At 61.3% G+C, this 27000-nt stretch carries 23 protein-coding genes and 1 tRNA gene; 10 read left to right on the top strand and 14 right to left on the bottom strand.

Translation table 11 applies throughout. From position 1 onward, the window contains the following. Positions 1 to 20 precede the first annotated feature (20 nt). Positions 21 to 917, top strand: coding sequence for an alpha/beta hydrolase (locus tag Q1V57_RS09115; RefSeq protein ID WP_300529849.1), 897 nt, complete (start codon positions 21 to 23; stop codon positions 915 to 917). On the opposite strand, the gene Q1V57_RS09110 is transcribed toward Q1V57_RS09115, so the two are convergent. Next, on the bottom strand, positions 852 to 1529 hold the full coding sequence (locus Q1V57_RS09110; protein WP_300529848.1) for a protein-methionine-sulfoxide reductase heme-binding subunit MsrQ: 678 nt from the start codon (positions 1527 to 1529) through the stop codon (positions 852 to 854). The two genes, Q1V57_RS09115 and Q1V57_RS09110, sit on opposite strands and share 66 nt — an antisense overlap. Beyond that, positions 1529 to 2518 carry a protein-methionine-sulfoxide reductase catalytic subunit MsrP gene (gene msrP / locus Q1V57_RS09105; protein ID WP_300529847.1) on the bottom strand — a complete coding sequence of 330 codons (990 nt, stop codon included), beginning with the start codon at positions 2516 to 2518 and terminating at the stop codon, positions 1529 to 1531. The genes Q1V57_RS09110 and msrP overlap by 1 nt, the downstream gene beginning before the upstream one ends. A 128-nt stretch (positions 2519 to 2646) precedes the next feature. On the opposite strand from msrP, the gene Q1V57_RS09100 reads away from it, so the two are divergent. Then, positions 2647 to 3381 (top strand): hypothetical protein, encoded by a 735-nt coding sequence (locus Q1V57_RS09100; protein ID WP_300529845.1) that lies wholly within the window; start codon positions 2647 to 2649, stop codon positions 3379 to 3381. 4 nt (positions 3382 to 3385) lie between these two features. Further along, positions 3386 to 3769 (top strand): STAS/SEC14 domain-containing protein, encoded by a 384-nt coding sequence (locus Q1V57_RS09095; protein WP_300529844.1) that lies wholly within the window; start codon positions 3386 to 3388, stop codon positions 3767 to 3769. Here Q1V57_RS09095 and Q1V57_RS09090 read toward each other — a convergent pair. The 3 genes from Q1V57_RS09090 to Q1V57_RS09080 all read right to left on the bottom strand — a co-directional run bounded on the left by Q1V57_RS09090 (position 3766) and on the right by Q1V57_RS09080 (position 8793). Continuing rightward, positions 3766 to 5109, bottom strand: coding sequence for an MFS transporter (locus Q1V57_RS09090; RefSeq protein WP_300529843.1), 1344 nt, complete (start codon positions 5107 to 5109; stop codon positions 3766 to 3768). The genes Q1V57_RS09095 and Q1V57_RS09090 overlap by 4 nt on opposite strands. A 174-nt stretch (positions 5110 to 5283) precedes the next feature. Further along, positions 5284 to 5371 (bottom strand) — tRNA-Ser (locus Q1V57_RS09085). Between the two features lie 131 nt (positions 5372 to 5502). Continuing rightward, the gene (locus Q1V57_RS09080) at positions 5503 to 8793 is read right to left on the bottom strand and encodes a TonB-dependent receptor (protein WP_300529842.1); all 3291 of its coding nucleotides are present in this window, start codon (positions 8791 to 8793) and stop codon (positions 5503 to 5505) included. Between the two features lie 295 nt (positions 8794 to 9088). On the opposite strand from Q1V57_RS09080, the gene Q1V57_RS09075 reads away from it, so the two are divergent. From Q1V57_RS09075 to mazG, 7 genes are all read left to right on the top strand, one after another. Continuing rightward, a complete protein-coding gene (locus Q1V57_RS09075) occupies positions 9089 to 9952 on the top strand; it encodes a septal ring lytic transglycosylase RlpA family protein (protein ID WP_300529840.1) in 864 nt (287 codons plus the stop codon). A gap of 107 nt (positions 9953 to 10059) precedes the next feature. Beyond that, entirely contained in the window at positions 10060 to 11199 is a 1140-nt protein-coding gene (locus tag Q1V57_RS09070) for a D-alanyl-D-alanine carboxypeptidase family protein (RefSeq protein ID WP_300529839.1), read from the top strand. Position 11200: 1 nt separating this feature from the next. Further along, a complete protein-coding gene (gene tmk / locus Q1V57_RS09065; RefSeq protein ID WP_300529838.1) occupies positions 11201 to 11833 on the top strand; it encodes a dTMP kinase in 633 nt (210 codons plus the stop codon). Then, a complete protein-coding gene (locus Q1V57_RS09060) occupies positions 11830 to 12873 on the top strand; it encodes a DNA polymerase III subunit delta' (RefSeq protein WP_300529836.1) in 1044 nt (347 codons plus the stop codon). The genes tmk and Q1V57_RS09060 overlap by 4 nt, the downstream gene beginning before the upstream one ends. A 16-nt stretch (positions 12874 to 12889) precedes the next feature. Continuing rightward, positions 12890 to 13672, top strand: a complete 783-nt coding sequence (locus tag Q1V57_RS09055; RefSeq protein ID WP_300529835.1) for a TatD family hydrolase — start codon at positions 12890 to 12892, stop codon at positions 13670 to 13672. Further along, positions 13669 to 14526, top strand: coding sequence for an MBL fold metallo-hydrolase (locus Q1V57_RS09050; protein WP_300529834.1), 858 nt, complete (start codon positions 13669 to 13671; stop codon positions 14524 to 14526). The genes Q1V57_RS09055 and Q1V57_RS09050 overlap by 4 nt, the downstream gene beginning before the upstream one ends. Before the next feature lie 105 nt (positions 14527 to 14631). Next, positions 14632 to 15438, top strand: coding sequence for a nucleoside triphosphate pyrophosphohydrolase (gene mazG, locus Q1V57_RS09045; protein ID WP_300529832.1), 807 nt, complete (start codon positions 14632 to 14634; stop codon positions 15436 to 15438). Here the strand turns inward: mazG and hflX are convergent. From hflX to dusB, 9 genes are all read right to left on the bottom strand, one after another. Beyond that, entirely contained in the window at positions 15435 to 16772 is a 1338-nt protein-coding gene (gene hflX / locus Q1V57_RS09040) for a GTPase HflX (RefSeq protein WP_300529830.1), read from the bottom strand. The genes mazG and hflX overlap by 4 nt on opposite strands. Next, positions 16769 to 17041 (bottom strand): RNA chaperone Hfq, encoded by a 273-nt coding sequence (gene hfq / locus Q1V57_RS09035; RefSeq protein ID WP_300529829.1) that lies wholly within the window; start codon positions 17039 to 17041, stop codon positions 16769 to 16771. Before hfq ends, hflX begins: the two co-directional genes overlap by 4 nt. A 151-nt stretch (positions 17042 to 17192) precedes the next feature. Beyond that, entirely contained in the window at positions 17193 to 18596 is a 1404-nt protein-coding gene (locus Q1V57_RS09030) for a potassium transporter TrkG (RefSeq protein ID WP_300529827.1), read from the bottom strand. Positions 18597 to 18599: 3 nt separating this feature from the next. Continuing rightward, positions 18600 to 19973, bottom strand: coding sequence for a Trk system potassium transporter TrkA (gene trkA, locus Q1V57_RS09025; protein ID WP_300529825.1), 1374 nt, complete (start codon positions 19971 to 19973; stop codon positions 18600 to 18602). Between the two features lie 12 nt (positions 19974 to 19985). Beyond that, a complete protein-coding gene (locus Q1V57_RS09020) occupies positions 19986 to 21383 on the bottom strand; it encodes a sigma-54 dependent transcriptional regulator (RefSeq protein ID WP_300529823.1) in 1398 nt (465 codons plus the stop codon). A 3-nt stretch (positions 21384 to 21386) separates the two neighbouring features. Beyond that, the gene (locus tag Q1V57_RS09015; protein WP_300529822.1) at positions 21387 to 23561 is read right to left on the bottom strand and encodes an ATP-binding protein; all 2175 of its coding nucleotides are present in this window, start codon (positions 23559 to 23561) and stop codon (positions 21387 to 21389) included. A 143-nt stretch (positions 23562 to 23704) separates the two neighbouring features. Continuing rightward, a complete protein-coding gene (locus Q1V57_RS09010; protein ID WP_300529820.1) occupies positions 23705 to 24949 on the bottom strand; it encodes a response regulator in 1245 nt (414 codons plus the stop codon). Then, entirely contained in the window at positions 24949 to 25998 is a 1050-nt protein-coding gene (locus tag Q1V57_RS09005; protein WP_300529818.1) for an ATP-binding protein, read from the bottom strand. Before Q1V57_RS09005 ends, Q1V57_RS09010 begins: the two co-directional genes overlap by 1 nt. After that, complete coding sequence (dusB, locus tag Q1V57_RS09000; RefSeq protein WP_300529816.1) at positions 25995 to 26981, bottom strand: tRNA dihydrouridine synthase DusB; 987 nt, start codon at positions 26979 to 26981, stop codon at positions 25995 to 25997. The genes Q1V57_RS09005 and dusB overlap by 4 nt, the downstream gene beginning before the upstream one ends. Positions 26982 to 27000: the final 19 nt, after the last annotated feature.

Raw genomic sequence — 27000 nt, 5'->3', positions numbered from 1 at the left:
ACGCACCCTAGTTTGCCGGCATGGAACGTATTGAACTGGATGTGGGCGAGGCAAAGCTCAGCACGCTGATCTGGCGCAAGCCCGGTGCTGTCCGCCTGCTTTTCGCTCACGCCAATGGCTTCAACGCTGGAACCTACCAGCAAATGCTTGAGCCGCTTGCAGATGAATTCGAGGTCGTTGCCCTCGATGCGCGCGGGCATGGCCGGACGACGCTGCCTGCCGATCCGGCGCGTCTGCCGGATTGGCATGTCTTTGCCCGGGACCTGGTGGCTTGGCAGAACGCGCTGGAGCCGCGGCGAAGCGTGTTTGCCGGGCATTCCATGGGCTCGGTTTGCGGCCTGCTGGCAGCAGCCAGATTCGGACTGGAGGTCGAAGCCATGGCCTTCATCGAGCCGGTTTTCATGCCGACCGGGTTCTACGCCATCCCGCATATCCCGGGCGGGGCCTATCTTTATCAGTTCAATCCGATGTCGAGCGGCGCGCGGCGGCGGCGGCGCGATTGGGACAGCCGGGAACAGGTAACCGAGCGTTATCGCGGCAAGCGGCTGTTTGCCGACTGGGCCCCCGGTGTACTCGAAGCTTACCTCGATACCGGCCTGAAAGAGACAGATGCCGGGGTCCAGCTGTCCTGTGATCCGGCCTGGGAAGCAGCGATCTTTGCGGCGCAGGGACATGATCCCTGGACGGCCTTGAAGCGGCTGCCGAAGCGGCCAGCCGTGCTTATGGCCGGGCTGCCGGGGTCGACCGTCTATGCGGACTGGCGATTGCGCCGGCTGGGCATCAAGATCGACACCATGGATGAGGCGGGGCATCTCGCGCCCATGAGCCATCCAGCGCAATGCGCCGATTGGCTAGGCCGGATGCTGCGCGCGCAGACGGGTATGACGCAGGTAGGCGAAGAGCCTGTAGCCGAGTAGGGCGGCCAGGGCCGCACCGTGTATCCAGGGGCCAAGCTGATTGCCCTTGGCCAGAAATCCATAGTGTAGAACGGCGAGCACCGAGATCGGGTAGACGGCGAGATGCAGCCGGCGCCAGAGCAATGCCCCGAGCCGCCGGATCATGGCATTGAACGAGGTCAGCGCCAGCGGAATCAAGCCGATAAAAGCGAGCATTCCCAAGGTTATGTAGGTGCGTTCGACGACATCGTCCCACAAACCGGCCATCATGCCGCTGACGGACATCCCGGCGGCGATGTACAAATCCAGCCCGAGATAGGCGATGACGTGGAGCACCGCGTACCAGAACGCGGCCAGGCCGATGCGGCGGCGAATTTTCATGACCGCCTTCCAACGGGTCAAATCGCGCAGCGGGGTCACGGCAAGAGAGGCCATCAGCACGTAAAGCGCGGTGTCGCCGAGGAAACGGTGGGTCGTTTCGATCGGGTTGAAGCCCAAGGAATGGTCCTGACCACCCAGCAGTAATCCCCATTGGGCAAAGAGCCATAGTCCGGGCAGGGCTAGAAGCCAGAACGCCAGCGGCTTCAGACCCTGGCGTTCGAACCGGGCGAGATGGGAGCGCGTTCTCGGCATCAGTGATTTTCGATCAAGTCCATGCCGGCATACATATCGGCGACCTGATCGGCATAGCCGTTGAACATTTCAGTATCCCGGCGCGCAAACACACCGCCGCCAATCACGCGTTCAGTGCGCTGACTCCATCGCGGATGATCGCGCTGCGGATTGACGTTGGAATAAAAGCCGTACTCATTCGGCGCCGTCAGATTCCAGGATGTTTCCGGCTGGTCGGCAACAAAGCTGATTTTGACGATCGATTTGATCGACTTGTAGCCATACTTCCAGGGCACAACGAGGCGGATCGGGGCGCCGTTCTGATTGGGTAAAATCTCGCCGTAGACCCCCACGGCCAGGAAGGCGAGCGGGTTCATGGCTTCATCCATCCGCAGGCCTTCGCGATAGGGCCAGTCGATTACGGGGAAACGGACACCGCGCATTTCGGAACGGTTGAGATAGGTCTCGAAGGCGACATATCGGGCGGCAGGACTCGGCCGCAATTGCTCGATTATGGCGCTCAGCGGCACACCGATCCAGGGGACAACCATGGACCAGGCCTCCACGCAGCGCAGGCGGTAGATGCGCTCTTCCAGCGCGTCGAAATCGACCAGGTCGGCAAGGGCGTAAGTGCCGGGTCGATCGGTCAGCCCGTCAACCTCGATCGACCACGGCTCGGTCGTCATCCTGTCCGCATAGCGGGCCGGGTCACCTTTTCCGAGCCCGAACTCGTAGAAATTATTGTAGCCAGTCACCGCATCATAAGGCGTCAGCGCTTCGTCGAGGCGAAAATCGCTGCGTGCATAATCGAGCTGACGCTCCGGGTCCGGGGTGTGGGTTCCGACCGGGCTTTGCGCCTGGGCCGCTGTGCTGGCATCGCTGCAACCGGCAAGACCGGCCAGGCCAATGGCGCCCGCAGAGGCGATGATTTTGCGGCGGTTCATGAATAGCGGTTTCGGCGTCACTTCATCGCCGGAGGCCTGCCAGATTTCGTTCGGGCGTCGGATCATTACGTCCTCATCGGATAGCTCTGCCCTTGAACCTAGATCATTCTCTATCCATGTCTGCCCCGCCTACAGTTTCGTGATCTTACCGGGCGAACATGTTATCCGCCGTCAACTTTGCTAACGGGTGTCTGATGATGAGAGTTCTGTTTACCCTTTTCGCCGGGCTCAGCCTGACCAGCCAGGTTCCGGCTTTTGCCCAATCAGGGCCGATCGAATGGCATAGCGAGAATGTTCAGCTCCTGCGCGGCTTTGATTACGAGCTCGGCGATGAGCAGCGGACCATCATCACCTTCGAGCATGCCAATCGCTGGAGCTATGGCGACATGTTCCTGTTCGCCGATTTCACCTTCGGAGATGACGGGCAGACCGCGGTTTATGGCGAGTTCACCCCGCGGCTGAGTCTGGCCCGGTTAAGCGGTCGGGACCCCGGTGAAGGTCTGATCCGCGATGTGTTGTTGGCCGGCAATTATGAGCGCGGCGAGCAGGGGCTTCAGCGCTATCTGGCCGGTTTCGCGGTCGATCTGAACGTGGAGGGCTTCCGCTTCCTGCGGACGCATGCCTATTACCGCGACGATCCTGAACGCCCGGGTTCAACCTGGCAGGCGACGATTGTCTGGAACCGCCCGTTCGAGATTGGCGGGCAATCCTTCCTCAGCGAGGGTTTCGCTGATATCGCCGGGGCTGAAGGGCCGGGCGTGGCGAACCAGCTTTATGTGCCGCGGTTTCTTTGGGATGCTGGCGCTGTCTATGACCGCCCCGGCCGGATTTTCCTGGGCGTGGAATGGCAATATTGGAACAATAAGTTCGGAGTTGATGGCGTCACTGAAAACGTCGCCCAGCTCCAGCTCAAATGGGTCCTGAACTAGACCAATGTTGAACGCCTATAGCGACCAGATCACGACAGAAAAGCGCCTCGATGATGCGCTTTTGGTGCAAACCATCACCGGGCGCACCGATGGCGTGCTGGTCAATACCGCGACCGCTCAACTGGCCGATGCGGTCGAGAAGGGGGGTGTTTCGCGGGTGTTGATGAATGTGGCCAAGAGCGATGCGGTCTTCACGCCGGCAGAGTTCATCGCAATGTTTCAGGGCTTTACCGCCCGTTTCCCGCAGATCCGCCGGGTCGCCTATGTGCTTGATCCGCAGACCCATGACGTCCAGCAAATGCTGCTGGAAGCCCTGGCCTGGAATATCGGCCTCGACGTGTTCTTTGCAGAAACCCTCGCCGAGGCCGAAACCTGGATTATGCGTTAGCCTTCAACGTCTTTGTGAAGGGTCCGCGCCGCCAGCACAAAGGCAGGAATAGCCAGAAGGCCAATCGCACCGACCGTGACCAGTGAATAGCGCAAGCCTTCGGCAGCGCCGTAGCTGGCCGCGAAGACATCGCTGATAATACCGGCCAGCAGCGGCCCCATTCCCAGCCCGATCAGATTGATCACGAACAGGATGACGGCTGACGCAGTCGCCCGTGTACGCGGCTGGACGAGGCTTTGCGCACTGGCAAACACCGGGCCGTACCAGATCGAGCCCAAAAGCGTCACGACGGCGAGCGCCAGAAGCGAGATCAACACATTGCCGGAGAGCATGGCGAGCAGGAAGGGCAGGAAGCCCGCCGCGCCGGCAACCGCCGGAATGAAGGCGAAATAGCGCGGATCCTTGGAGACATAACGGTCGGTCACCTGACCGCCGATAAAGGTTCCGATCGCACCGAAAATGCCGATCAGGAGACCCAGCGCGATGCCGACAAAGCCCAGGGCGCCGAAGTTCACACCCAGCGCATTATTCACCACCTCAGCCATGCCCTGCAGGCCTTCGGCGTGATTGCGCAAGTAGAAGGAGCCGTAAAAGGCGATATGGCCATAGGAGACCATGGCGTTGACTGCGGCTGCGATCGACATCCACCAGAAAGCCGGCTTGCGGGACAATTCCTCGATGGCCTCGCCCAGGCCCGGACGGTCGGCCGGGGCCATCGTGCCGCTTTTGCGACGGGGCTCGGGCAGGGTGAACCAGGCCGCGATGGCCAGCAGAACACCTGGTGCGCCGGCGACAAAGAAGGCGACGCGCCAGCCATAGGTGTCGGCGATCAGTCCGCCCAATGCCATGCCAGCCAGCGAGCCCAGCGGGATACCCATGGAGTAAAAGGCGATCGCAGAAGCACGCTTTTCCGCCGGCGTATAGTCGGAGATCAGGGAGTGCGCGGGCGGCGTACAGCCGGCCTCACCGACCCCGACGCCAATGCGGGCAATCAGTAATTGAACGAAGTTGCCGGCCAGGCCGCAGGCGACTGTAAACGCGCTCCACACGGCAACGGCGACGGAAATAATCTTGACCCGGTCTGCGCGTTCAGCGAGCCGGGCAATGGGAAGACCGAGCACGGTGTAGAACAGTGCAAAGGCCAGACCGGTCAGAGCCCCGAGCTGCCAGTCGGCGAGCCCGAGATCATTCTTAATCGGTTCGGCCAGGATGTTGACGACCTGGCGGTCGAGGAAGTTGAGAATATAGACAACAAGCAACAGGCCCAGCGCATAACGGCGTGGCCCGGCGGCAAGCGGCTCAATAGCGCTCGCCCCCGTTTTACCGGCGGTATCGGTCATGAAGGTCTCCCCTTTATCGCCTTTTGGCGTGTTATGGGCAGAGATAATGAAGCGCGGCCCCGCTCTGACAAGGCACAAGCCCAGCTAAAGCGTCGAAAACTCGTCCTTTGGTGGGGTCGGGAAACCAGCGGGTGGCGACAGGCGCCGGTCTGGCCGGTTGCTCTTTGAGCCTGGTGGCGGAGGGGGAGGGATTCGAACCCCCGGAACCTCGCGGTTCAACGGTTTTCAAGACCGCCGCAATCGACCACTCTGCCACCCCTCCTGCACCTATCCGAATAGCGCTGTTGCGGGGCTGAGCGCAAGCCGCGCATTGCAGCCGCGTGGCGCAAACGGCGCAAAAAAAGGGCCGGACCAAAACTGGCCCGGCCCATTCTCTTCGATCACTCGGAAGGATCAGAAGTCCATGTCGACGCCAAGGAAGAACATGCGGCCGCGCGGGCTGACCGGCCAGCCTTCTTGCGTGGCGAAGGGCTCTTCGTCTTCGACATTGTTGATACCGCCGAAGAGACGGACATTGTCCTTGAGATCGATGCTGCCATACAGGTTGTGCGTATAGCTTTCACCGGCCCAGGCGGAGTCGCCCAGGATGTTCTCATAGGTTTCGATTTCAGCACCGGCGAGCAGCTGGTCGCTCATGTACTGGACCTGCCAGCCGACGCGGAAATTGTCGCGGCTCCAGGTGAGGTCCACCGTGCCGGAGATTTCCGGGCGCTGAATCTCTTCCAGTTCCGGATCGACCTCGTTCGGGTCGCTCGGATTGGTGAAGAAGTCGAGCTTCTCCTGCTTGGAGCCGACGGCACGGATGCCGAAGTCATTGCCCCACAGTTCGAAGTCATAGGTGGCTGCGAAGTCGTAGCCGGATGCTTCGATAGCCGCGAAGTTAATCGGGCTCTGACGCAGGAAGTTGAAGCCGAGGAACTGAGCCGAGCTGGAGTCCCGGTTACGCGTAAAGTTGGAGCAGAACGCGTTCGGGAAGCTGGTCGAGTCGTAGCAATTGTCGACGATGTCCTGTGCGGAAACCGACGCAATCGCGTCCTCGATCTTCACATCCCAGTAGTCCACCGTGAGCGAGAAGCCCGGCAGGAAGCTCGGCTGGTACACGAAACCATAGGTCAGCGTGTCCGCAACTTCTTCTTCCAGGTTCGGGTTACCGCCCGAGACACCGGCGAAGCGAGCCGAAAGCGGATCGGTGAAGGTCGCCGGCAGGCCGTCAGCCAGACAGTTCGCCGCACGCAGAGCCGGATCCGGAGCGTTCGGGATTTCGTTCACATCACACGGATCAACCGGGCGGAAGAAAGCAGCGCTTTCCGGTGCGAACAGTTCGGAAATGTTCGGAGCGCGGATCGCCTGCGAGACCGAGGCCCGGACCGAGAGATCCGAATACGGCGTCCACAGACCAGCCACATTCCAGGTTTCCGCACCGCCGATGGTCGAGTAATCGGCATAGCGATACGCGGCATCAATGCGCAGTTCCTGTGCGAACGGCTGATCGGAAAGGATCGGTGCCGACATCTCCAGGAAGAAGTCCGTCACGTCGAACTCGCCCTGGGAATTGGCGAAGCGCGAAGTGGCGTTGAAGCCGAGCGACTGGTTGTCCGAATAATCACCGACGAATGTACCCGGGGTGAAATTCGAACCAGCCGGCAGAATGCCGAGGTCATAGTCGTTCAGCGTGTTCTGGCTCTCTTCCTTGCGGTATTCAGCGCCGACGACAAAGTCGATCGGGCCAGCCGGAAGGGAGAAGAAGTCCGCCGTGTCACCGGTCAGGATGGCCGAGAAGACAGACTGCTCAAGCGTCAGCTCATCGGTCTGAGAAGTGGTGATGAAGTTGATCGCTTCCTGGCTGATCGCACCCGGGCCACCCCAGATATTGGCCGGCTGACAAGCGCCCGAACCCGGCGTGAAGGAGTAGATACCCGCGTCAAAGTCCGGGATGCCGAAGATGGTGGTCGGCGGGGTCGAAGCCGTATCAACCTCGGAGCGACAAACCGTCCGGCCGGTCGCCGGATCCGTCACCGCATCAATAGCAGCGAAGAAACGGTCGAGGATGACCATGTTGTTGTCGGTGAAGCGACGGGTGAACTCACCGTGATTGTAGGACGCTTCCCAGGTCCAGCCGTTTTCAAACTCGCCGGAGAAACCACCGACGAAACGGAAGGTTTCACGAACCGTCTGATCGATGTTCGGGCCCAGGGAGGTCGGGTCCACGGTGATGTAGAGGCCGCCGGCACGCGTGGTGACATCAGCGAGCTCTGCCGGAAGGTACGGGTTGTCCGGTGCACCATAGAGCAGGTCGTAGAAGGTGTTGAGCGGACCACCGAAGGAGCTGGTCGAGCTGGAATACTTCACTTCCATGAAGCCACGCAGCGACGGCGTGAAGTCATAGGTAGTGTTGAAGTTCAGGGTGATCTTGTCGGTTTCCGGGATGAGGAAGTCCTCATCGAAATTGTCCTGGATCGAATCACCGCCGAAGCCGTTGAAGGTCGAGCCGATGAGGCCGTCCTGGAACGGACGCACATCACCGCCCGGATCGACAACCCAGCAACCGCCAGCCAGGCCGAAGGCACCATTGCCGAAGAAACCGGAGTTCCAGCCGACGAAGGATTCCAGACAGTCATCCACGCCATTGCCATTGGTGTCGCTACCGGCCAGGCCGCCACCGACGCCACCGCCAAGCCAGAAATCCGCCGGTGCAATCACACCGAGATTGGAGGAGATCAGGAAGTTCGGCTGCGGGAGGATCGCACGCGAAGGAGCGGTCGAGGCGCGGTCGATGAGATCGAGCTCGGTTTGGGTCAGGGTCGGAGCGGAGCCGAATTCAGCCGTGTAGTCGGCAATGAAGTCAGCGGCTGTCGGAATGCGCAGACCGTAGTGGAACAGGCCCGTCGTGGCGAAATCATAATAGGCCGAGAAGTTCGGCGTAGACGAAGCCGTGATGTCACCGCGCTGGAAGCGACGCGCCGGGTTTGGCAGGCTGCGCGAGCGACCGTTATCGGCGGCCCAGTCGCGATCGCCAAACAGCAGCTCGCTGTCATCGACATAGTCGAAAGACGCCACGAAATTACCGCGGTCGCTATCGAAATTACGACCGAAAATGCCCTGAACACTGAGGTATTCGCTATCACCTTCGCTGGAGATACCGGTGCGGACGGTGACGTTATTGCCCTCATAATCATCACGCAGGATGAAGTTGACCACGCCGGTCACAGCGTCGGAACCATAAATGGCCGAGGCGCCACCGGTGAGCACTTCCACACGCTCAACCAGCTGCGTCGGGATGGAGCCGATATCAACAGCCTGCGAACCTTCGAAGCCGGATACGTGACGGCGGCCATTGACCAGCGTCAGGGTCCGCGCTCCGCCCATGCCGCGAAGGTTGAGCGAGTTTGCACCAGTAGAACCGGCACCATTGGCGTTCACCGTGCTCGAGGCCACCAGGGCCGGAACGTCATTGACGACATCAGCGAGATTGAGCTCGCCGGAGTTTTCAAGCTGTTCTTCGCTGAGCGATTGAACCGGAATCGGCAGAGCCAGATTCGAATCACGCGCAATGCGCGAACCGGTCACCACGATCAGTTCGGTTTCCTGGGTCTCAGTTTCCTGAGCAAACGACGGTGCCGCAAAGCCCCCCGCCGCAAGTGCCAGCGTCATCGCACTGGCTGTAAGTTTAAGCCCCAACTTCATATTGCCCTCCAAGTCGCAAATGATAGGTCTGTTACAAGCCCGTCATAAAACGTTAAACGCCTGAGTTGGGATGAAAAGGGGGCGTGATGCTGCGGTGCGCAATATCATTGCGCGGTGTGGCGGAATTACCTCATTCCGGCGCAGGTCCTCTCGCCGGACACGGTTTATCGCTACACTTTTTGATTACCCGGAATTGTAACTAAATTACATACGCGTAATCGAAACAGGCGACTTACGCTCGCTTTACGAAATTGAGCCATTATCATCGCGTCAGGTAGCGGGAGCCCTTTGCGTTATGCGTTTTGCCTTCCTTGCAGTGCTGGTTTTCGCCGCGGGTTGTGCGTCTTCGCCCGAGCGTCTGCGATCATTCGAAACAGGATCCGTAACCGGAAGCGCACGGGCTGCCTCTGCGCCGGTGGATACCCGCGGCCTCATCGCCCGTTCCAGCGATCACCAGAAAGTCGGTCGCCCGTACACGATTTCCGGCCAGCGCTTCGTCCCGCGCCGTGAGGACAGCTATGACGAGATTGGCATCGGGTCCTGGTATGGCCCGAACTTCCATGGCCGGCCGACAGCGAATGGTGAAATCTTCGATCAGAATCAGATGACCGCGGCGCATACGACCTTGCCGATTCCCTCCATTGTTGAGGTCACCAATCTGGAAAACGGTCGTCAGGTCATCGTCCGGCTTAATGATCGCGGCCCCTTTGTTGATGACCGGATCATCGATCTGAGCCGCGCGGCCGCCGAAGCCCTCGATTATCGCTCACGCGGCCTGGCCCGGGTGAGGGTGCGTTATCTCGGTCCCGCACACCCCAATGCCGAACCCCCGGCCCATAGTTTTCACGTCGCGCAGGTCGGCACCCGCCGCACGGCCGAGCCCGAACCAGAACCAGTGGTCCAGGAACCTGCCGTTCCGGCGCATTCTCAGACGGTTACACTGCAGGTCGGGGCTTTTGCGGACCAGCAAAACGCCCAGGCACTGGCGTCCCGGATTTCATCGGCAGGTGATGCTTGGGTGCAGCGCGGCCAAGCCAACGGAAATGCGGTCTATCGCGTATTCTTCGGACGTTGGCCTGACCGCAATGCTGCGCACGCGGCCCGGGACAATCTGACCGGTTATGGCGTTTACGACGCCCGGATTGTCGCACTGAACTGAGCGCTCCTGTTGTTTCCGCACGCGCGGCGCTGGACGTCATGACTTTGCCGCGCTTGTATGCGCACTTCTTCGCCGAATGACCTTTTACGGCCCGGGAGTTCTCCGACGTGCGCGCATTTCTCGTTTCTCTTTTGCTTTTGACTACCGCTGGCGCTGGAGCCCAGACCAGCTATCAGACCGATGCCAGCCATGCCCTGATCATGGACTATGAGACCGGCATTATTCTCTTCGAACGCAATGGGCGTGAAGCCATGCCACCGGCGTCGATGAGCAAGCTGATGACGGTGTTGATGACGCTCGAAGCGATTCGCGATGGCCAGTTGTCGATGGATGACGAATTGCCGGTGTCCGAGAATGCCTGGCGGCGCGGCGGCGCTGCCTCCGGGTCTTCTACCATGTTCCTGGAAGTCAACAGCCGGGTCCGTGTCGAGGACTTGCTGCGGGGCGTGATCGTCCAGTCCGGTAATGATGCCTGCATTGTTATCGCCGAAGCGCTCGGCGGCAGTGAAGCCGCTTTTGCCGATATGATGACCGACCGCGCGCGCGAGCTGGGCCTTGAGAGCGCCAGCTTTGCCAATGCAACCGGGTGGCCGCACCCGGATCATCGGATCAGCGCCCGTGACCTGGCCGAGATCGCCCGCATCCTGATCCGTGATTTCCCGGACGAGTACGGCATGTGGCTTGAGCGGGAGTTCACCTATAACGGCATCCGGCAATTCAATCGTAATCCGCTGCTCGGCGTCTTCTCCGGTGCGGACGGTTTGAAGACGGGGCACACCGAAGAGGCCGGGTATGGTCTGGTGGGCTCGGCGGAGCGCGATGGCGTACGACGCATCATCGTTTTCAACGGCATGGAGTCCAATAATGCGCGGGCCAATGAGGCCGAGCGCATGATGCGCTCCGCTTTGTCGGATTACTCGATTTATGAACTGCTCGCTGCGGGTGAGCCGGTTGACCATAGCGCCGCTGTGTTCATGGGGGAGGCTGAGACGGTCGCTCTGGCTGTCGCCGAGGACGTGACCCTTGGCATGCATCGCCGGGCCCGGCGCAATATGACGGTCGAGGTTGTCTATGAAGGGCCGCTGGTCGCTCCGATCGCAGAGGGCGAGGAAGTCGGCCGCCTGGTCGTCAATATTCCCGATCAGGAGCCGCAGGAGTTTGCCCTGGTCGCGGCAGAGAGCGTTGAACGCAAAGGCTTGATGGGCCGGATCGGCGCCGCACTTGCCCACATGATCCGCGGCAACTGACGTGCGCGGACGTTTTATATCGCTTGAAGGCGGAGAGGGCGCCGGCAAAACGACGCTCATTCAGCGTTTGCAGGCGCATCTCGAAGGCAAGGGTCTGGAAGTCATCATTACCCGGGAGCCGGGCGGTACGCCCGGAGCAGAAATGCTGCGCGAGATCCTGCTGACCGGCTCTACAGATCGCTGGTCGGCGATCACGGAAGCTCTGCTCATGTACGCGGCGCGCGTGGATCATGTTGAACGCCTGATCCAGCCTGCACTGGAACGCGGTGCCTGGGTGTTGTCGGACCGGTTCGCCGATTCCACCACGGCCTATCAGGGTGCTGCCGGCGGGGTATCACTGGAGCGCATCAAGGCCTTGCACCACGCAGCACTGGGCGATTTTCACCCGGATCTGACGCTGATCCTCGACCTCGACCCGCTCGTCGGACTGCGCCGCACGGTTGAGCGGGGCGAGGACCCGACACGGTTTGAACTTCACGATACCGATTTTCACGCTCGGCTCCGGCAAGCCTTCCTGGATATTGCCAACGCCGATACGCAGCGGTGCGCCGTTCTCAATGCGGAAAATTCGCCCGATGAAGTCCTCGCCGCCGCCTTGCGCGAGATCAGAACCCGCCTGGACCGGGCGGCATGAATACCGACCCGGATATCGCGTCGGACAGCGAACCGGGGTGTTTACCGCCGCGCGAGCGCTATGACCTGTTTGCCCATGCCGATATCGAGCAGCAATTCCTGTCGGCCTGGGAGAGCGGGCGGCTGCACCATGCCTGGCTGATTTGCGGACCGCGCGGTGTCGGTAAAGCGACGCTGGCCTGGCGTATCGCACGCCGGGTTCTCGGCGCGGGCGCCTTTACCGATTACGGCCCCTTGGGTGCAGACCCATCCGATCCGGTCTGCCGCCAGCTCGAGGCGCATGCCAATCCGGACCTGCTTTTGCTGCGGCGGCCCTGGGACGAAAAACGCAAGCGCTGGCGCGCGGAAATCACCGTCGATGAAGCCCGCCGGGCGCCGTCTTTCTTTGAAAAAAGTGCCGGTGCAGGCGGCTGGCGGGTCTGCCTCGTGGACAGCGCCGACGACATGAATACCAATGCAGCCAATGCCTTGCTCAAAACTCTTGAAGAGCCACCCAAGCGCGGGCTTTTGATCCTGATCAGCCACGCTCCCGGGCGGCTGCCGGCGACGATCCGGTCGCGATGCCGTCGGCTTGATCTCCGCGTTCCCAGCATTGAGGCGACGGCGAACTGGCTGGTGGAGACCGCCAGCGTGGCGGACCCGATTACCGCCCGGCAGGCCTCCGAGCTGGCCGGAGGCGCACCGGGCCGGGCGCTTGCTTTGAGCGTCAGTGGCGGCGTGGAGCTCGCGCACCGGATCGACGCACTGGTGGAAAAAGGGGCGCGGGCCAGCGAAAGCGACCTGCGCCAGCTCGCCGAACTGGTCACCGGCAAGGCCGGGGCCGAGAAAGCGCCGGTTTTCTACCGGGCGCTTCGCGCTGCAATCCAGCGTCGGGGCAAACAGGTGGCGCTGGCAGGAGGCAATAGCGAGCCGTGGATTGATGCGTGGCGATCATTGAGCCAACTTGTCCGCGACAGCGATGCTCTCTATCTCGACCCGAAACAAACCGCACTGGCCGCGCTGTCCCTGGTGACGCAGGCCGCGCGAACAGAAATGGCCTGACGAGACCCACCCGCTGATGTTCATAGATAGCCACGTCAATCTGCACGGCGAGCAATTCGCTGACGACCTCGACGCCGTGATCGAACGGGCCCGCGCGGCCGGTGTCGACAAAATGCTGACCATTTGCTGCCAGTTGAGCGATTTCGACGCCGTATCCGCGATAGCCGAACGCTATGACGACATCTGGTGTACGATCGGCGCACACCCGCACCACGCCAAAGACCGGCCCGATATATCAGCGCAGGAATTGATCGAGATTGCGCAACATCCCAAGGTCGTCGCGATCGGCGAAACCGGCCTGGACTTCTATTACGGATACAGCCCGAAAGAAGAACAATTCCAGAGCTTTAAGACTCATATCGAAGCGGCTCGAAAAGCCGATCTTCCGCTCATCATCCATACTCGTGATGCTGATGAGGCGATGGCCGATCTGTTGGAAGAGGAAATGGGGAAGGGGGCCTTCAGGCCGCTGATGCATTGCTATACCAGCAGCGCCGCCCTGGCCCGCCGTGCTGCAAAGCTGGGTGCCTTTTTCGCCGCGTCCGGCATCATCACGTTCAAGAAGGCTGATGATGTGCGCGCGGTGTTTGCTGAAGACGTGCCGGATGACCGGGTCATCATTGAAACCGATTGCCCGTATCTGGCCCCGGTTCCGCATCGGGGAAAACGCTGCGAACCATCCTTCCTCCCAGCCGTTGCGACCGGTCTTGCCGCGGTCAAGGACTGGACCCTGGAGGAGTGCGCCGAAAAAACCAGCGATGCCTTTTATCGCCTGTTCGACAAGGTGCCGCGAACATGAGCGATATTGTCCGTCTGACCATTCTGGGCTCTGGGTCGTCAGGCGGCGTACCCCGCGCCAATGGCGATTGGGGGGCGTGCAACCCGGCCAACCCCAAGAATCGTCGGCGCCGATGCGCGGCTCTGATCGAAGCGGCCCGCTCGGCTGAGGACCTGGCCGCCGGTGAGCGCGTCACCCGCGTTGCGATCGACACATCGCCGGATTTTCGCGAACAGATGATTTCAGCCCGCGTCCCGCGACTGGATGGCGTTGTCATCACCCATGATCATGCCGACCAGACCCACGGGCTTGATGATTTGCGGGCCTTCGCCTTGCTCCAGCGTCAGCGCATCCCGGTCTGGATGGATGAACCGTCCGCTAAATCGCTTACGTCCCGCTTTGGCTATGCTTTCCAGGCACCGGCCGGTTCGCCTTATCCGGCCATTCTGGATGCCCGCTCCATGCCGGAGCCGGGCAGCGCGGTGAAGGTCGATGGCCCTGGCGGTACAGTTGAGATTATCCCGTTTGACCAGGAGCATGGCGCCATCCGGTCTTTGGGCTTCAAGATCGGCGCTATTGCGTATTCCGCCGACATCAATGCCTTACCCGATGAGAGCGCGGCGATATTGAACCAGATCGGATGCTGGGTGGTCGATGCGCTGCGCCACGAGCCCCATGGAACGCATTTCTCCGTCTCCGACGCCCTCAGCGCGCTTGATGCGGTCTCGGCGCAGCAGGGTGTGCTGACCAATCTGCACATCACGCTGGATTATGACGCCTTGTCGGCGGAACTACCTGACCACATCTCGAGCGCTTATGACGGTATGACGATCACCGAGACCGATAGCCGGATCACAGTGTCCGGAGCCTCCTAGATCAGCATTCCCGATTTCTCATAATATTTATTATGCGCCTTATTGGTATATGGTGACGGGTCGAATCTCGGCTAATCTCCGGCCAATTCAAGCTGGAGCCCCCTCATGTCCCAAACTGCGCCGATAACCGAACTGCTCGATATCATGCGCCAGCTACGCGATCCGGATACCGGTTGCCCGTGGGATATTGAGCAGGATTTCTCGACCATCGCGCCTTACACGATCGAGGAAGCCTATGAGGTCGCCGATGCGATTGACCGCAAGGATTACACCGACCTCAAGGACGAACTCGGCGATCTATTGCTCCAGGTCGTGTTCCACGCACAGATGGCCAAGGAAGCCGGCCTGTTTGATTTCAACGATGTCTGCGCCGCCATTAATGACAAGATGATCCGGCGCCATCCGCACGTCTTTGCTGACGAAGCACAGCGCGACAGCGACACTCAAACCGAAGCCTGGGAGGATCAGAAAGCGCGCGAACGCGCCGCCAAGAACCGGGCTGACAGCGTGCTGGACGATGTTCCCGTCGCCCTGCCCGCGCTGAAGCGCGCTCAGAAACTGCAAAAACGCGCCGCCCGGGTCGGTTTTGACTGGCCCGATGCAGACCGGGTGCTGGAAAAAGTGCACGAGGAAATCACCGAATTGCGCGATGCAGCAGCGCATAGCACCCAGGAGCACGTGGCTGAAGAAGTGGGTGATTTATTGTTTGTTTGCACGAACCTAGGTCGCAAACTAAAAGTGGATGTTGAAGCGGCTGCGCGCGGAGCCAATACGAAATTCGAGCGCCGTTTCCGCTATATAGAAACCCATCTCGCCGCTGCCGGACGCAAGCCCGAAGACGCAAGCCTCGATGAAATGGAAGCGCTCTGGGTCGAGGCGAAACAGAAAGAAAAGGCCGCTGCAGCGGCCTAGTACGGGTCCTCAAGCGGCAGCGGCGCCGCGAGGTGTGGGAATTGGGCCCGAAAGCGGCCGGCATCTACTGTTGAGAGCCGGTAGTCGCCTTCCACTTCCCCGGTTTCGTCATTGCGGGTTGCACGCAAGACGTCACCATTGGCCAATAACCAGGCCATGGCGCGGCCTTCCTGCGGGGGCAAAACAAGATGCAGCACCTCACCGCGCTCTGCCAGAGCCGTTTCAATCGTCGCCATCAGGCTGTCCAGATTGATCTGCTCAACCGCTGAGATCGGCAGCTTCACGACCCGGCCCGCCTTGCGGTTTGCGAGCATGCATTCCAGCTCAACCTCCTCAAAATCTTCGGCATCGAGAAGATCGGCCTTGTTCCATGCTTCGATCATGGGCTGATCAAACTCACGCCCCGCCTCGATCGCCTTGAGCACGCTTTCAACATCGGCGATGCGGCCTTCAAGATCAGGATCTGAGGCGTCAATGACATGAATGAGGATATCCGCGTCGCGCACCTCTTCCAGGGTCGCGCGAAAAGCGGCGATCAGCTCGGTTGGCAGATCGGTGATGAACCCCACCGTATCGGAAAGCAGTATCTGCATCCCGCGCGGCAGTTTCACGGCGCGTACAGTTGGATCTAGCGTGGCAAAGGGCATATCGCGGGCAAGCACTTTTGCCCCGGTTAGCGTGTTGAAAAGCGTCGACTTTCCAGCGTTTGTATAGCCCACAAGGGCGACCGTCGGGAACGGCGTGTCCTGACGCGTTTTGCGGTGCAAAGCCCGTGTGCGCCGGACTTCGTCGAGCTGCCGGCGCAGCTTGGCCATCTTGTCGGCCAGCAGACGCCTGTCCGTCTCGATCTGGGTTTCGCCCGGTCCAGCCAGGAAGCCGCGGCCGCCACGCTGGCGTTCCAGGTGGGTCCAGGTTCTCACCAGGCGGGAACGCTCATAGGCCAGACGGGCTAGCTCGACCTGAAGCACGCCTTCCTTGGTCCGTGCCCGCTGGCCGAAAATTTCCAGAATCAACCCGGTGCGGTCAACGACCTTGACCTGCCAGGCCTTTTCCAGGTTGCGTTGCTGGATCGGCGTCAGTGAGGCGTCGATGACGACGACGTCGGTTTTCGTCTCTGTCAGGCGCAGCTTGAGTTCATCGACCTTGCCCCGGCCGAAATACCGGCCGGGTTCGATTTTCCGCAAAGGAACAATGAAGGCCTCGGCCAGCTCCATATCGAGGGCTTCAGCAAGACCGGAAGCTTCCTCAAGGCGAGCATCGGCGCGATCCATGTGATCGCGCAAACCGGGGTGAATAACGGTGGCGCGGGTGACAGGCGCTTCGCGCTCGATCAATCCGCAGCACTTTCCGTCAGCGCCGCCTCGTCTTCCTTCTCCTGCTCGAAGAGCTGGACGGCCTGAGCCGGCATAATGGTCGAGATCGCGTGCTTGTAGACGAGTTGAGACAAGCCGTCACGACGCAGCAAGACGCAGAAATTGTCGAACCAGGTCACAACACCCTGCAACTTGACACCATTGACCAAAAATATCGTTAGAGGCGTCTTGGACTTGCGTACTGAATTGAGGAAAACATCCTGCAAGTTTTGTTTTTTATCGTGAGACATAGGGGCTCCACGTCTGTCGCTCTTGATGGGCGATTCGTTATTTAACCTATACAGCCCTCACCGCTCGCTGCAACCGTCTCATTTTAAAAACAAAGACGAAGCCGACACTCGTGTGGTTTTAGCCGCACCTGAATTCCGGTCATCTAGTCCGCTAACGGCGCATGACGAGGGCTGCAATGGCCGTCAGTGCTGCAAGCACCTCCAGCCGGCCCAGGATCATCACCGGGATCAACCATGTCCGCGCCGCTTCACTGAGATCGGACCAGTTTTGATCCTCCTGCATCGTGATGTAGAGCGGACCAGCGTTGGCCAGCGCTGCAGCGACGGCACCGAATGATTGCTCGAAGGCAGTCCCGGCGATTGCCAGTACAATGGTGCCGAAACCCAGAACCGCCGCAAAAGCCAACACATAGGACCAGACTGACAGCAGGCTGCGATCCGGTGCTGCACGGTCACGGAAAGTCACCGGTGCGACGCTGGACGGATCCGCAAGCACAGCGAGCTCGGTGCCCATTCGCTTCCACAACATCAGGATCCGCGAGATTTTCACCCCGCCCGTGGTGGACGCGGCAGCGCCGCCAATCAAGGCCGCAAAAAGCGCCGCAAGCGGAGCCGCCGACAGCTCTGAAGCGGTGGTGTATCCCGCTGTGCTGACCACAAACAACGCGTCGGCTGCGTGACGCAGCGGGTTTTCCGGTTCGGAAATGTAGAACAGCAATCCGACACCGGCGACAAGCGCAGCCAGCCCGGCAAGATCGGGATCCCGAAAAGCAGACCGGTCGCGCAGGGCATCCCAGAACAGCGAGATATTAAGGGCACCTATCAGGCAGGTCAGCGCCATGAGGAAGGTCACGACCGGACCGAGGGAGCCCAGCAATGGCCCGGAGAACGGCGCATATCCGCCTGTGGAAATGGCCCCCATAGCCAGGATGCTGGCATCGAAAAGGCTTTCCCCTGCCATCATTATGGCGATCCCGGCGATCGCGGTAATGACAACATAGAGCAGGCCAATGCGTTGGGCCGCCAAGCGGAGATGGGAGAACACATTGTCGGGGCGAATGGTCAGCAAAGAAGAGCGCCGGATCGCCGGAAGATCCTTGTCCAGAGCCGCGAAGATTGCCGCCGCCAGCATCAGGGTCGCATAACCACCCATCCAGCTGAGGAGCGCCCGCCAGAGCACCAGGGAGCGCGGTAATTCCTCGGCCGGCAAGAGCACGGCGCCTGTTGTGGTCACCGCCGAATAGGCCTCGAAGAAGGCGTCGCTCTGGCTGAAATAGCCGGACAGGTAAAACGGCAAGGCTGCGAAGGCCGGGGTCGTCGACCAGGCGATCAGCGCGAGAAGTACAGCGTCGACAGCGCTCGCTGAGACCCGCATGCCTCGGGTCGCCGTCAGGATCATCAGGCCTGGAACACCAGACAGAAGCGCCGAGGCCATGAACAGGCCCGCAAGATGGCCCTCGCCGAGCGAAAAGGAAAACAGCGCAGCAAGCAGGGCGAGCGTGCCGAACAGGCTCCATAACCCTGCCAGAGGACGGAGTAGCGCGCTGGTTCCCATATCCTAGAAATATTCCAGACTGACCCGGAACAGGTGCTCGACCTTGGCAATCATCGCAGCGCTGCAGAATAGAAGGACGCGGTCATTCTCGCGCACGCGTTCATCATCCCCGGGCAGAATCACCTGATCGCCACGCACCACAGCACCCAGCGCAACGCCATCGGGTAAATCAAGGTCGAGTATCGGACGCCCCACGAGCGGGGATGTAGCCAAGGCTATGCCTTCAAGCGCTTCGGCCTGACCTCCACCCAGCGTCTGCAACCCGGTGATCCGGCCGCGGCGGATATGCTGCAGGATGGTCGAGACGGTCGTGGCGCGCGGGTCGATCAGGACGTCGATCCCTAAAGGTTCGCGCAAGTCCTCGAATGCGCGCTCATTGATCAGGCTGAGGGCGCGCTGCCCCCCTTCCCGCTTGGCCATGACTCCGGAGAGCATGTTGACCTTGTCATCATTGGTCACGCAGACCACGAGCTCCGCATCGGACACGCCGGCCTCGCGCATAATACGGGCATCAAGGCCGTCGCCATGCAGCACGACGGTTTTCTTGAGTCGCTCGGCGGCCGCCTCGGCGCGGGCCTTATTCGCCTCTACCAGCCTGACCTTCACCCCGCCGGCACGCTCCAGGGCCCGGGCGACATAAACCCCGATATTCCCGGCCCCGACGATCACCACGCGGCGGACGGCCTCGGTGTCGCGGCCGAAAATGTCCAGCACCCGGCGCGCTTGTGCGCCCGGCGTGACGACGTAGACATCGTCACCCGCCAGCAAGGGATCCCCGGGCTGCGGAATGAACAGTGTCTGTTCCCGCTGCACGCCGACAACGGCGACGCGCAAATCGGGGAAAAGCTCCATCAGCTGCTCGCTCGACGAGCCCGCTGCCGGAGAGCTTTCCTCCAGCCTCAGACCCAGCAATTGAACCCGGCCGCCGGAAAACACCGCAGTATTGAAGGCGCCCGGAGTTTCCACGCGCTGCAGGATCGCCCGCCCCACTTCAAGTTCGGGCGAGATAATGACGTCGATGGGCAGGTTTCCGGTGGTGAACAAGTCACCCCAGGCCGGGTCGAGATAGTTCTGCGCCCGGACCCTCGCGATCCGCATCGGGGTCTCAAACAGAGAATGGGCGACCTGGCAGGCCACCATATTGGTTTCATCGGAATGGGTGACGGCCACGATGAGATCGGCATCCGCCGCTCCGGCCCGCTCAAGCACGTCGGGATGCGAGCCATGCCCGACGACACCGCGCACATCGAGGTCCGTGACGATATTGTCGATTAGATCGGTGGACCAATCGACAACCGTAACTGCATTGCCTTCCTGGGCGAGCGCGCGAGCGATGCCGAACCCGACCTGACCCGCGCCGCAAACGATGGCTTTCATGCCGGCACCCTATCAGGACGAGGTCGGCGCCGCATCCTTTTGCGGTCCGCCTACCCCCAGGGATTTCAGTTTGCGGTGCAAGGCGGAGCGTTCCATGCCGATAAAGGCGGCGGTACGCGAGATATTGCCGCCGAAGCGATCGATCTGTGCCTTGAGGTATTCACGCTCGAAGCTCTCCCGGGCCTCGCGTAGCGACAACGCGATCATTTTCTCGCTGTCAAAACCCGATTCCTGATTATCCCGTGCCACCACTTCAGACGGCAAAGACGCCAGTGTGATCGGTTCATCCGGGGCTCCGGTGGCCAGGATCAGCAAGCGCTCCACATTATTGCGCAATTGGCGGACATTGCCCGGCCAGCTGTGGGCTTGCAGCGCCGCCATAACATCATCGCCAAAGCCGCGGCGCGGGAGGCCCGCCGAGGCGGTCAGATTGTGCAGGAAATGCTCGACCAGTGCCGGGACATCTTCACGCCGCTCGGCCAGGGCCGGAACATTCACCGGGACCACGGCGAGGCGGTGATAAAGGTCTTCCCGGAAAGCCCCCGCTTCGATCGCGGAATGCAGATCGCGCGCCGAGCTGGAAATGACCCGAACATCAACTTTCACGTCCTCGGTGCCACCGACGCGCCGGAAGCGTTGCTCGACGAGCAGACGCAGGAGTTTGCTCTGCGTTTCCTGCGGCATGTCGGCGATCTCGTCGAGATAAAGCGTGCCGCCATGGGCGCGCTCAAGCAGGCCGGGGTGTTTCAGCTTGCCGTCCTCGTGCTCACGTCCGAACAGCTCTTCTTCAAAGCGTTCCGGGGAAATGCCGGGCGCACTGACGGCGACGAAGTCGGCGCTCGCGCGCGGCGAGTTCTCGTGAATCTGCCGCGCGACCAACTCCTTGCCGGCGCCGGACGGTCCTTTGATCATGATGCGGCTATTGGTCGGCGCCACCCGGTCAATCAGCTGTTTGACCTGCACGATGCTTGAGGACGAACCGATCAGCGTGCTTTGCACTTCAGACCGCGCGCGCAACTCCGCATTCTCCTGACGCAGCCGGCTGGTTTCCAGCGCCCGTGCCACGGTCAGCAACAGCTTGTCACTCTTGAAGGGCTTTTCGATGAAATCGTAAGCGCCCTTCTGGATCGCCGCGACCGCCGTTTCGATCGTGCCGTGTCCGGAAATCACGATGACCGGCAGGTTCGGATCGATGGCGCTGAACTCGTCGAGCAGCTCGATCCCGTCGAGCCGGCTACCCTGCAGCCAGACGTCCAGGATCACCAGGGAGGGCTTGCGCGCACGAATTTCACGCAAGGCTCCATCGGCGTCGCCGGCCTCGCGGGTTTCGTAGCCATCATCCTCCAAAAGACCGCCGATGAGCTCACGAATATCGGCTTCATCGTCTACGATCAGGATGTCACGTGCCATGTATCAGGCCTCCTGTACGCTAGGCATCATGGTTTCAGTATCTTGGGCGAGCGGGAAAACCAGGCGGACAACGGCGCCGGGGCCGCTTTCCGGCACGTCCAGTTCCAGCCGTCCGTTATGGTCTTCCATCACCCGTTTGACGATGGCGAGACCCAGGCCCGTGCCCTTCTCACGCGTCGTCATGTAAGGTTCGGTCAGGCGTTCGCGGTTTGCCGTTGGCCAGCCCAGGCCGTTATCGCAAACCTCAACGATGGCAAACTCCTCATCCGACCGGAGCGAGACATCGATCCGGCCGGGCAAATCGCCACCCACTTCATTCTTCATCCGGCTCGACACGCTCTCGGCCGCATTCTTGAGGATATTGGCCAGGGCCTGGCTCGACAGGCGGGCATCACACAGCGCGAAAATCTTTTCAGAACCGGTATCATAGCCGACTTCGATCTTCGGCGACGCGACCCGTTGGGCAAAAACGGCGGCCTGGGTCAGCTCGCCCATTTCCACGACTTCCACTTTCGGCTGCGGCATGCGGGCGAAGGATGAGAATTCATCGACCATGCGCCCGATATCCATCACCTGGCGCACAATCGTGTCGGTACAGCGGTCAAACGTGTCCAGATCCGTCGTGATTTCTGCGCGATATTTGCGCTTAATCCGCTCGGCTGAGAGCTGGATCGGTGTCAGCGGGTTCTTGATTTCGTGCGCAATGCGTCGGGCTACGTCGCGCCAAGCGGCATTACGCTGCGCGTTTACCAGCCGGGTGACATCGTCAAAGGTCACGATCAGACCGGCCTCTTCATCCATCGTCGCACGGACCGAGAGATGTCGGGTCTGCTCGTCGGCGGTTTCGATATCGACCTGGGCTTCGGCGATAATGCCTGGGCGGCGACGGGCCTGTTCCACGACCGCGGCCAGTTCCTCGGATATCTCCTCGACCGGCGTGCCGATCAGGTCATCCGTGCCCGGGCTCAACAGGCTGACGGCGGAGCGGTTGATCAGGGTGACCCGATTACCCGGATCGACCCCCATGACGCCGGCGCTGACACCGGCCAGTACGGCTTCGGTGAAGGCGCGGCGCTGTTCGGACTCGGCGTGGGACTCGATCAATTCACGACGCTGAGATCGCAATTGCCGTGTCATCCGGTTGAAGGCGCGTCCGAGGGCCGCGATCTCATCATCCTCGCGACCCATTTGAACGCGAACATCAAGATCGCCGATCCGCACCCGCTCGGCTGCAGCCACCAGGCGTGAAATCGGCGTCACCACGCGTGTCGCAGCGGACAGGGCCAGCCAGATTGCACCGATAATGATCAGCGCCACGACCTCGGCATAGATCAGGAAGAAGACCGACCTCGCATTGGCTTCGCTTTCGCGCACCACACGCAGCGACTCACTGGCGTTGAGGATGTCGCGCCACAGGCTCATATCCATCTCGCGCGAAACATAGAGATAGGCGCTGTCGTAGTTTTCCAGCCGGAACAGCATGCGCATGGCTTCCGAGCCTTCGGGCAAGCCGGCGCGGACGGAAAAGAAGGGTCCCGTTGTTCCCGCCAGACCTTCATCGGCATCGTCATACATCACGGCTGTTGGCGGGATGTAGACTTCATCGGCCCGGAATTCCGCTTCCGCGAGCCGGGTGCCGCTACGGTCGATGATATAGGCCGCATCTAGCTGTGCCCGCGCTGTAACGGCGGCGAAAATCCGGTTGAACTGGATACGGCTGTTGCGGAACATGTCGACCGCTTCATCGGTCTCGATCTCTGCCGAGATGCGGCTCATCCGGCCCCGGGTCGTTTCGGCCTCTTCGAAGAACACCGCCTGCGAGGTCTGGCGCGTAGTCTCCACGAAACTGCTCACCTGCTCGCCAAACCAGTACTCCACGCCTCGCGACAGAACGGCCCCGAGAAAGATCGCGGCAAATACGGCCGGCGTTGCAGCGGCCAGGGCGAACAGGCCGACAAAGCGCAGGTGAAGGCGCGGGGCGGGCTCGCCAAATCCACGCCCGCCGATGCGGCGACGCAGGCGGACAGCGACGACGAGACCGAGCACGACGAGCAAGGCGGCATTGCCACCGAGAATGTAGAGGGCCAGCGGGTTTCCCGGATCAAGCGTGCCGAACCCGCCAAGCACAGCCACTGCTGTACCGACCAGGATCAAGGTCGCAATGACCAACCCAGCCACAAAAAGCGCAGCGGAACGCGGGGAAATATTCCGGATCAGTGTATGCGTTCCCGTTGAGGACAAACCGAATACCATTCGCAGTTTGCGGGTAGTCTTACCCGCATGTTGCGAGAAATCAACAGCCGTGCCCCAACGGCAACAAGCTAGTCGATATCCAGGCCCAGATCGCTTAGCCGGCGGGCCAAGGTGTTGCGGTTCATACCCAATTTCTCAGCCGCCTTGGATTTGTTGCCACCGCAATTATGCAGGGCCGCCCGGATCAAGGCCCGATCGAGCTCGTCCAGGGAGGCCTGCCTGGAGACGCCCGCTGCGAGCGCAGTTGCGGCCGCCCGGTCGAAAACCTGATCCTCAGAGCTTACTTCGATGGGCGCTTCGCGCAGCAGCTCTTCAACCTGCTCGGCACTGACATGATCCTGGCCGCTTTCCAGCACCGCGCGCGCCACAACCGTCCGCAATTGCGCAATATTGCCGGGCCAGACGCCTTGCTGGAGCCGGGTTAGAGCCGCCTCGGAAAGCAGCGCTCCGCGCAGCCCCTGCTCGCTGACATATTGCCGGGCAATGGCCCGGGCGATTTCCGGGATATCTTCCCGGCGTTGCCGCAAGGGCGGCAGCTCGATACGGCATTCACCCAGCCGCAGCGCCAGCGCCGGATCAAACTCGAGGCTGCGCGCCGTCGCTATGACTTCCGCAGACGCGGAACAATCCAGCCCGTCCAGCAAGGCAGAGGCGCCCTCTTCGCTCCACCGGTCCAGACGTAAAACGATCATCGGACCGCCGGCCTGGACCAGATCAAACACCTGCTGCGGTTTATGGGTCCGGGTCAGACGCTGGATCTGGTCCTTGGGATAGCCCCGCTCGGCCAGGACCAGGTCAGCGGAAAGCTGTTTACCAACGCCGCTCTCGCCGATGATCAGGACATGGCTTCGCCCGCGGATCGCCCGTCCCAGAGCCCGGAAACTGTCCTGCATCGCTGGCGCCCGGCCAATCAGTCCGAATGTCTCGGTTTGCTCGCTCTGTTTGAGATTCAGCGGCGCCAGAGCGGCTCCGACGCGGTCGATCATGTGGTTCAGATCGAACGGTTTCGGCAAATAATCAAATACGCGTTCACGCTCGGCGCCGATCGCGGTTCGCGCGGTTGATTGCGCGCTCATGAGGATAACTGGCAGATCCTTCTGCAAGCGCATCACCTGTGGCAGGCGGGTGATGAAATTTTCGCCGTCGAGCAGGACATCGGCGAGCAGGAGGTCAGCCTCCCCGCGGCGCAGCCAAGTTTCCACGGTCTGCGGAGATGCGGTGGCCCGGACCTCATAACCAGCCTTGCGCAGCGCCCGAACGAGCACATTGCGCAGGCCTTCATCATCCTCGAGCAATACAACCCGGCCCGCCATCAATCCGTCTCCGTCAGGCGCGGCAGGCGTAACCGGAACTCGGTATGGCCGCGCTCGCTGTGATAATCGATCCAGCCATCATGCAAGGCCATGACGCGGGCGCAAAACGCCAGCCCCAGCCCCTCACCCGCCGGTTTGGAGGTTACAAAAGGTGTGAACAGTCCCGGCCGGATCACCGGATCAATGCCCGGACCGTTATCCCGAACGATCAATGTAATCGGTGTGGCGGCTCCCGTTTCGGGCGCGCGTGCAGCCGGATCGAAGCGCGTCAGGATCTGGATTTCTGCGCTGTCCAGGCCTTCAACAGCACTCGCGGCATTGTCGAGCAGATTGATCAGGCACTGCCCGAGCAAATCCGCATCACCATGGATGTCGGGCAATGACGGGTCGAATTGCTGCACAAGCTTGGCAGCGATGCGGACCTGGCCTCGTTTCCAGTTATCCAGCGCGTCAACCGACAGCCGGTTGACGCTATCGCGCTGCGGGGCTGCGAGATCGATATCGCCAACCTGGCTCCAGTGATCTGCGAGGCGGGTAATCCGGTCGCTGTCCTCACGGATGGACACGGCCAGCCCGGCCATATCCTCGCTTTCCGCATCCGCTTCGATCAGTTGCGCCGCGCCCCGGATGCTGGCGAGCGGGTTTTTCAACTCATGTGCCAGCATGCGGCCAAAGCCCAGTGCCTGCAGACCCGCCGGGGCTTCGCGCTGCGGCGTGTGCAAGGCGATCAGATTGACCACCAGCCACTGATCATCTCCCGACCATCGCACATGGATTTCAAACGGCTCGCCATAGGCGACCGGTTCACGATGGGTCACATCTCGCCGCTCATCGCGCGCCCGTTCGAGAATGGCGTGAAATACGCCGGATACGGTGTCGGGGGCGCCCGGCGGTGTTCCGGCATCGAAATTCAGCCGTTCCAGCCCCTGCCATTCCTGGGCCGCCATGTTGGACCAGATCAGGTCGAGTTGCGGTGAGAACACCCAAAGCGGGCTGACCGCGTGATCAGCGGCCGCAAGGAATATACGATCCGGCAGGTCAGCACTCATGCCGCATCGCGCCGTGGGCTCGGCTCAAGGCGCGCAAGGCAGTCCCGGATGTCCTCAGGTTCAAAACTCCGGCAAAGGGTTTGTTTCGCCTGGGAAATTGTATTTCCGCTCAATTCCGCATCCGCGAAGGAGGCGAAGTGTTTGCGCATCATCCGGGTTCCCAGTTCCTCACCATAGAAGGCAAGACTGTCATCAAACTGCCGGCGCAATGCATCAAGCTTTGAAGCCCAGGGCACGAGCAGGGTACGACCCTCAAGCTCGGCACCAATCATCCCGACCAGCCAGGGCAAGCCCTGAGCGGCCCGGCCGATCATCACAGCATCGGCGCCGGACTGGTCGAGCGCGGTTTGGGCCTGGCTGGAGGTCGAGATGTCACCGTTGACGATGAGCGGAATGGTGATCGCCTCACGCACGGGCCGGACCGCTGCCCAATCCGCCTCGCCCTTGTAGAATTGCTGCCGCGTGCGCCCGTGCACGGTGACCAGCTTTACCCCGGCGTCTTGCGCCCGGCGAGCGAGCTCGGGGGCATTGATACTGTCATGATCCCAGCCCAGGCGCATTTTCAGCGTCACCGGAACATCAACCGCCGCAACCGTCGCTTCAATCAAACCCAGGGCATGATCGAGATCGCGCATCAGGGCGGAGCCGGACAAGCCCTTCGTCACCTGACGTGCCGGGCACCCCATATTGATGTCGACGATGTCGGCCCCGGCATCGACGGCAATCTTGGCCCCTTCCGCCATCCAGCGGGCCTCGCGGCCAGCGAGCTGGATAATGCAGGGTGACAGGCTGGCATCGGCCTGGGCCTTGCGGACCATATCCACCCGCCCGGCCGCAAGCGCATCACTGGCGACCATTTCGGAGACCACCATACCGGCTCCGAAACGCTGCACCTGGCGACGAAACGGCAGATCCGTCACACCCGACATCGGGGCCAGCACGGCCCGCGAGGGGATGGTGTATTGGGCAATTGAAAAGGCCATGCGACTGGACAAATCCGGG

Source organism: Maricaulis sp. (assembly GCF_030149425.1).
Classification (GTDB): Bacteria; Pseudomonadota; Alphaproteobacteria; order Caulobacterales; family Maricaulaceae; genus Maricaulis.
This window is presented reverse-complemented; position numbering and strand designations above follow the sequence as displayed.

What these genes read in the sequence shown, in the direction of transcription:
- Q1V57_RS09115 (WP_300529849.1), top strand. Translation starts at nt 21, where the DNA reads ATGGAACGTATTGAACTGGATGTGGGCGAGGCAAAGCTCAGCACGCTG.
- Q1V57_RS09110 (WP_300529848.1), bottom strand. Translation starts at nt 1,529, where the DNA reads ATGCCGAGAACGCGCTCCCATCTCGCCCGGTTCGAACGCCAGGGTCTG.
- msrP (WP_300529847.1), bottom strand. Translation starts at nt 2,518, where the DNA reads ATGATCCGACGCCCGAACGAAATCTGGCAGGCCTCCGGCGATGAAGTG.
- Q1V57_RS09100 (WP_300529845.1), top strand. Translation starts at nt 2,647, where the DNA reads ATGATGAGAGTTCTGTTTACCCTTTTCGCCGGGCTCAGCCTGACCAGC.
- Q1V57_RS09095 (WP_300529844.1), top strand. Translation starts at nt 3,386, where the DNA reads ATGTTGAACGCCTATAGCGACCAGATCACGACAGAAAAGCGCCTCGAT.
- Q1V57_RS09090 (WP_300529843.1), bottom strand. Translation starts at nt 5,109, where the DNA reads ATGACCGATACCGCCGGTAAAACGGGGGCGAGCGCTATTGAGCCGCTT.
- Q1V57_RS09080 (WP_300529842.1), bottom strand. Translation starts at nt 8,793, where the DNA reads ATGAAGTTGGGGCTTAAACTTACAGCCAGTGCGATGACGCTGGCACTT.
- Q1V57_RS09075 (WP_300529840.1), top strand. Translation starts at nt 9,089, where the DNA reads ATGCGTTTTGCCTTCCTTGCAGTGCTGGTTTTCGCCGCGGGTTGTGCG.
- Q1V57_RS09060 (WP_300529836.1), top strand. Translation starts at nt 11,830, where the DNA reads ATGAATACCGACCCGGATATCGCGTCGGACAGCGAACCGGGGTGTTTA.
- Q1V57_RS09055 (WP_300529835.1), top strand. Translation starts at nt 12,890, where the DNA reads ATGTTCATAGATAGCCACGTCAATCTGCACGGCGAGCAATTCGCTGAC.
- Q1V57_RS09050 (WP_300529834.1), top strand. Translation starts at nt 13,669, where the DNA reads ATGAGCGATATTGTCCGTCTGACCATTCTGGGCTCTGGGTCGTCAGGC.
- mazG (WP_300529832.1), top strand. Translation starts at nt 14,632, where the DNA reads ATGTCCCAAACTGCGCCGATAACCGAACTGCTCGATATCATGCGCCAG.
- hfq (WP_300529829.1), bottom strand. Translation starts at nt 17,041, where the DNA reads ATGTCTCACGATAAAAAACAAAACTTGCAGGATGTTTTCCTCAATTCA.
- Q1V57_RS09030 (WP_300529827.1), bottom strand. Translation starts at nt 18,596, where the DNA reads ATGGGAACCAGCGCGCTACTCCGTCCTCTGGCAGGGTTATGGAGCCTG.
- trkA (WP_300529825.1), bottom strand. Translation starts at nt 19,973, where the DNA reads ATGAAAGCCATCGTTTGCGGCGCGGGTCAGGTCGGGTTCGGCATCGCT.
- Q1V57_RS09020 (WP_300529823.1), bottom strand. Translation starts at nt 21,383, where the DNA reads ATGGCACGTGACATCCTGATCGTAGACGATGAAGCCGATATTCGTGAG.
- Q1V57_RS09010 (WP_300529820.1), bottom strand. Translation starts at nt 24,949, where the DNA reads ATGGCGGGCCGGGTTGTATTGCTCGAGGATGATGAAGGCCTGCGCAAT.
- Q1V57_RS09005 (WP_300529818.1), bottom strand. Translation starts at nt 25,998, where the DNA reads ATGAGTGCTGACCTGCCGGATCGTATATTCCTTGCGGCCGCTGATCAC.
- dusB (WP_300529816.1), bottom strand. Translation starts at nt 26,981, where the DNA reads ATGGCCTTTTCAATTGCCCAATACACCATCCCCTCGCGGGCCGTGCTG.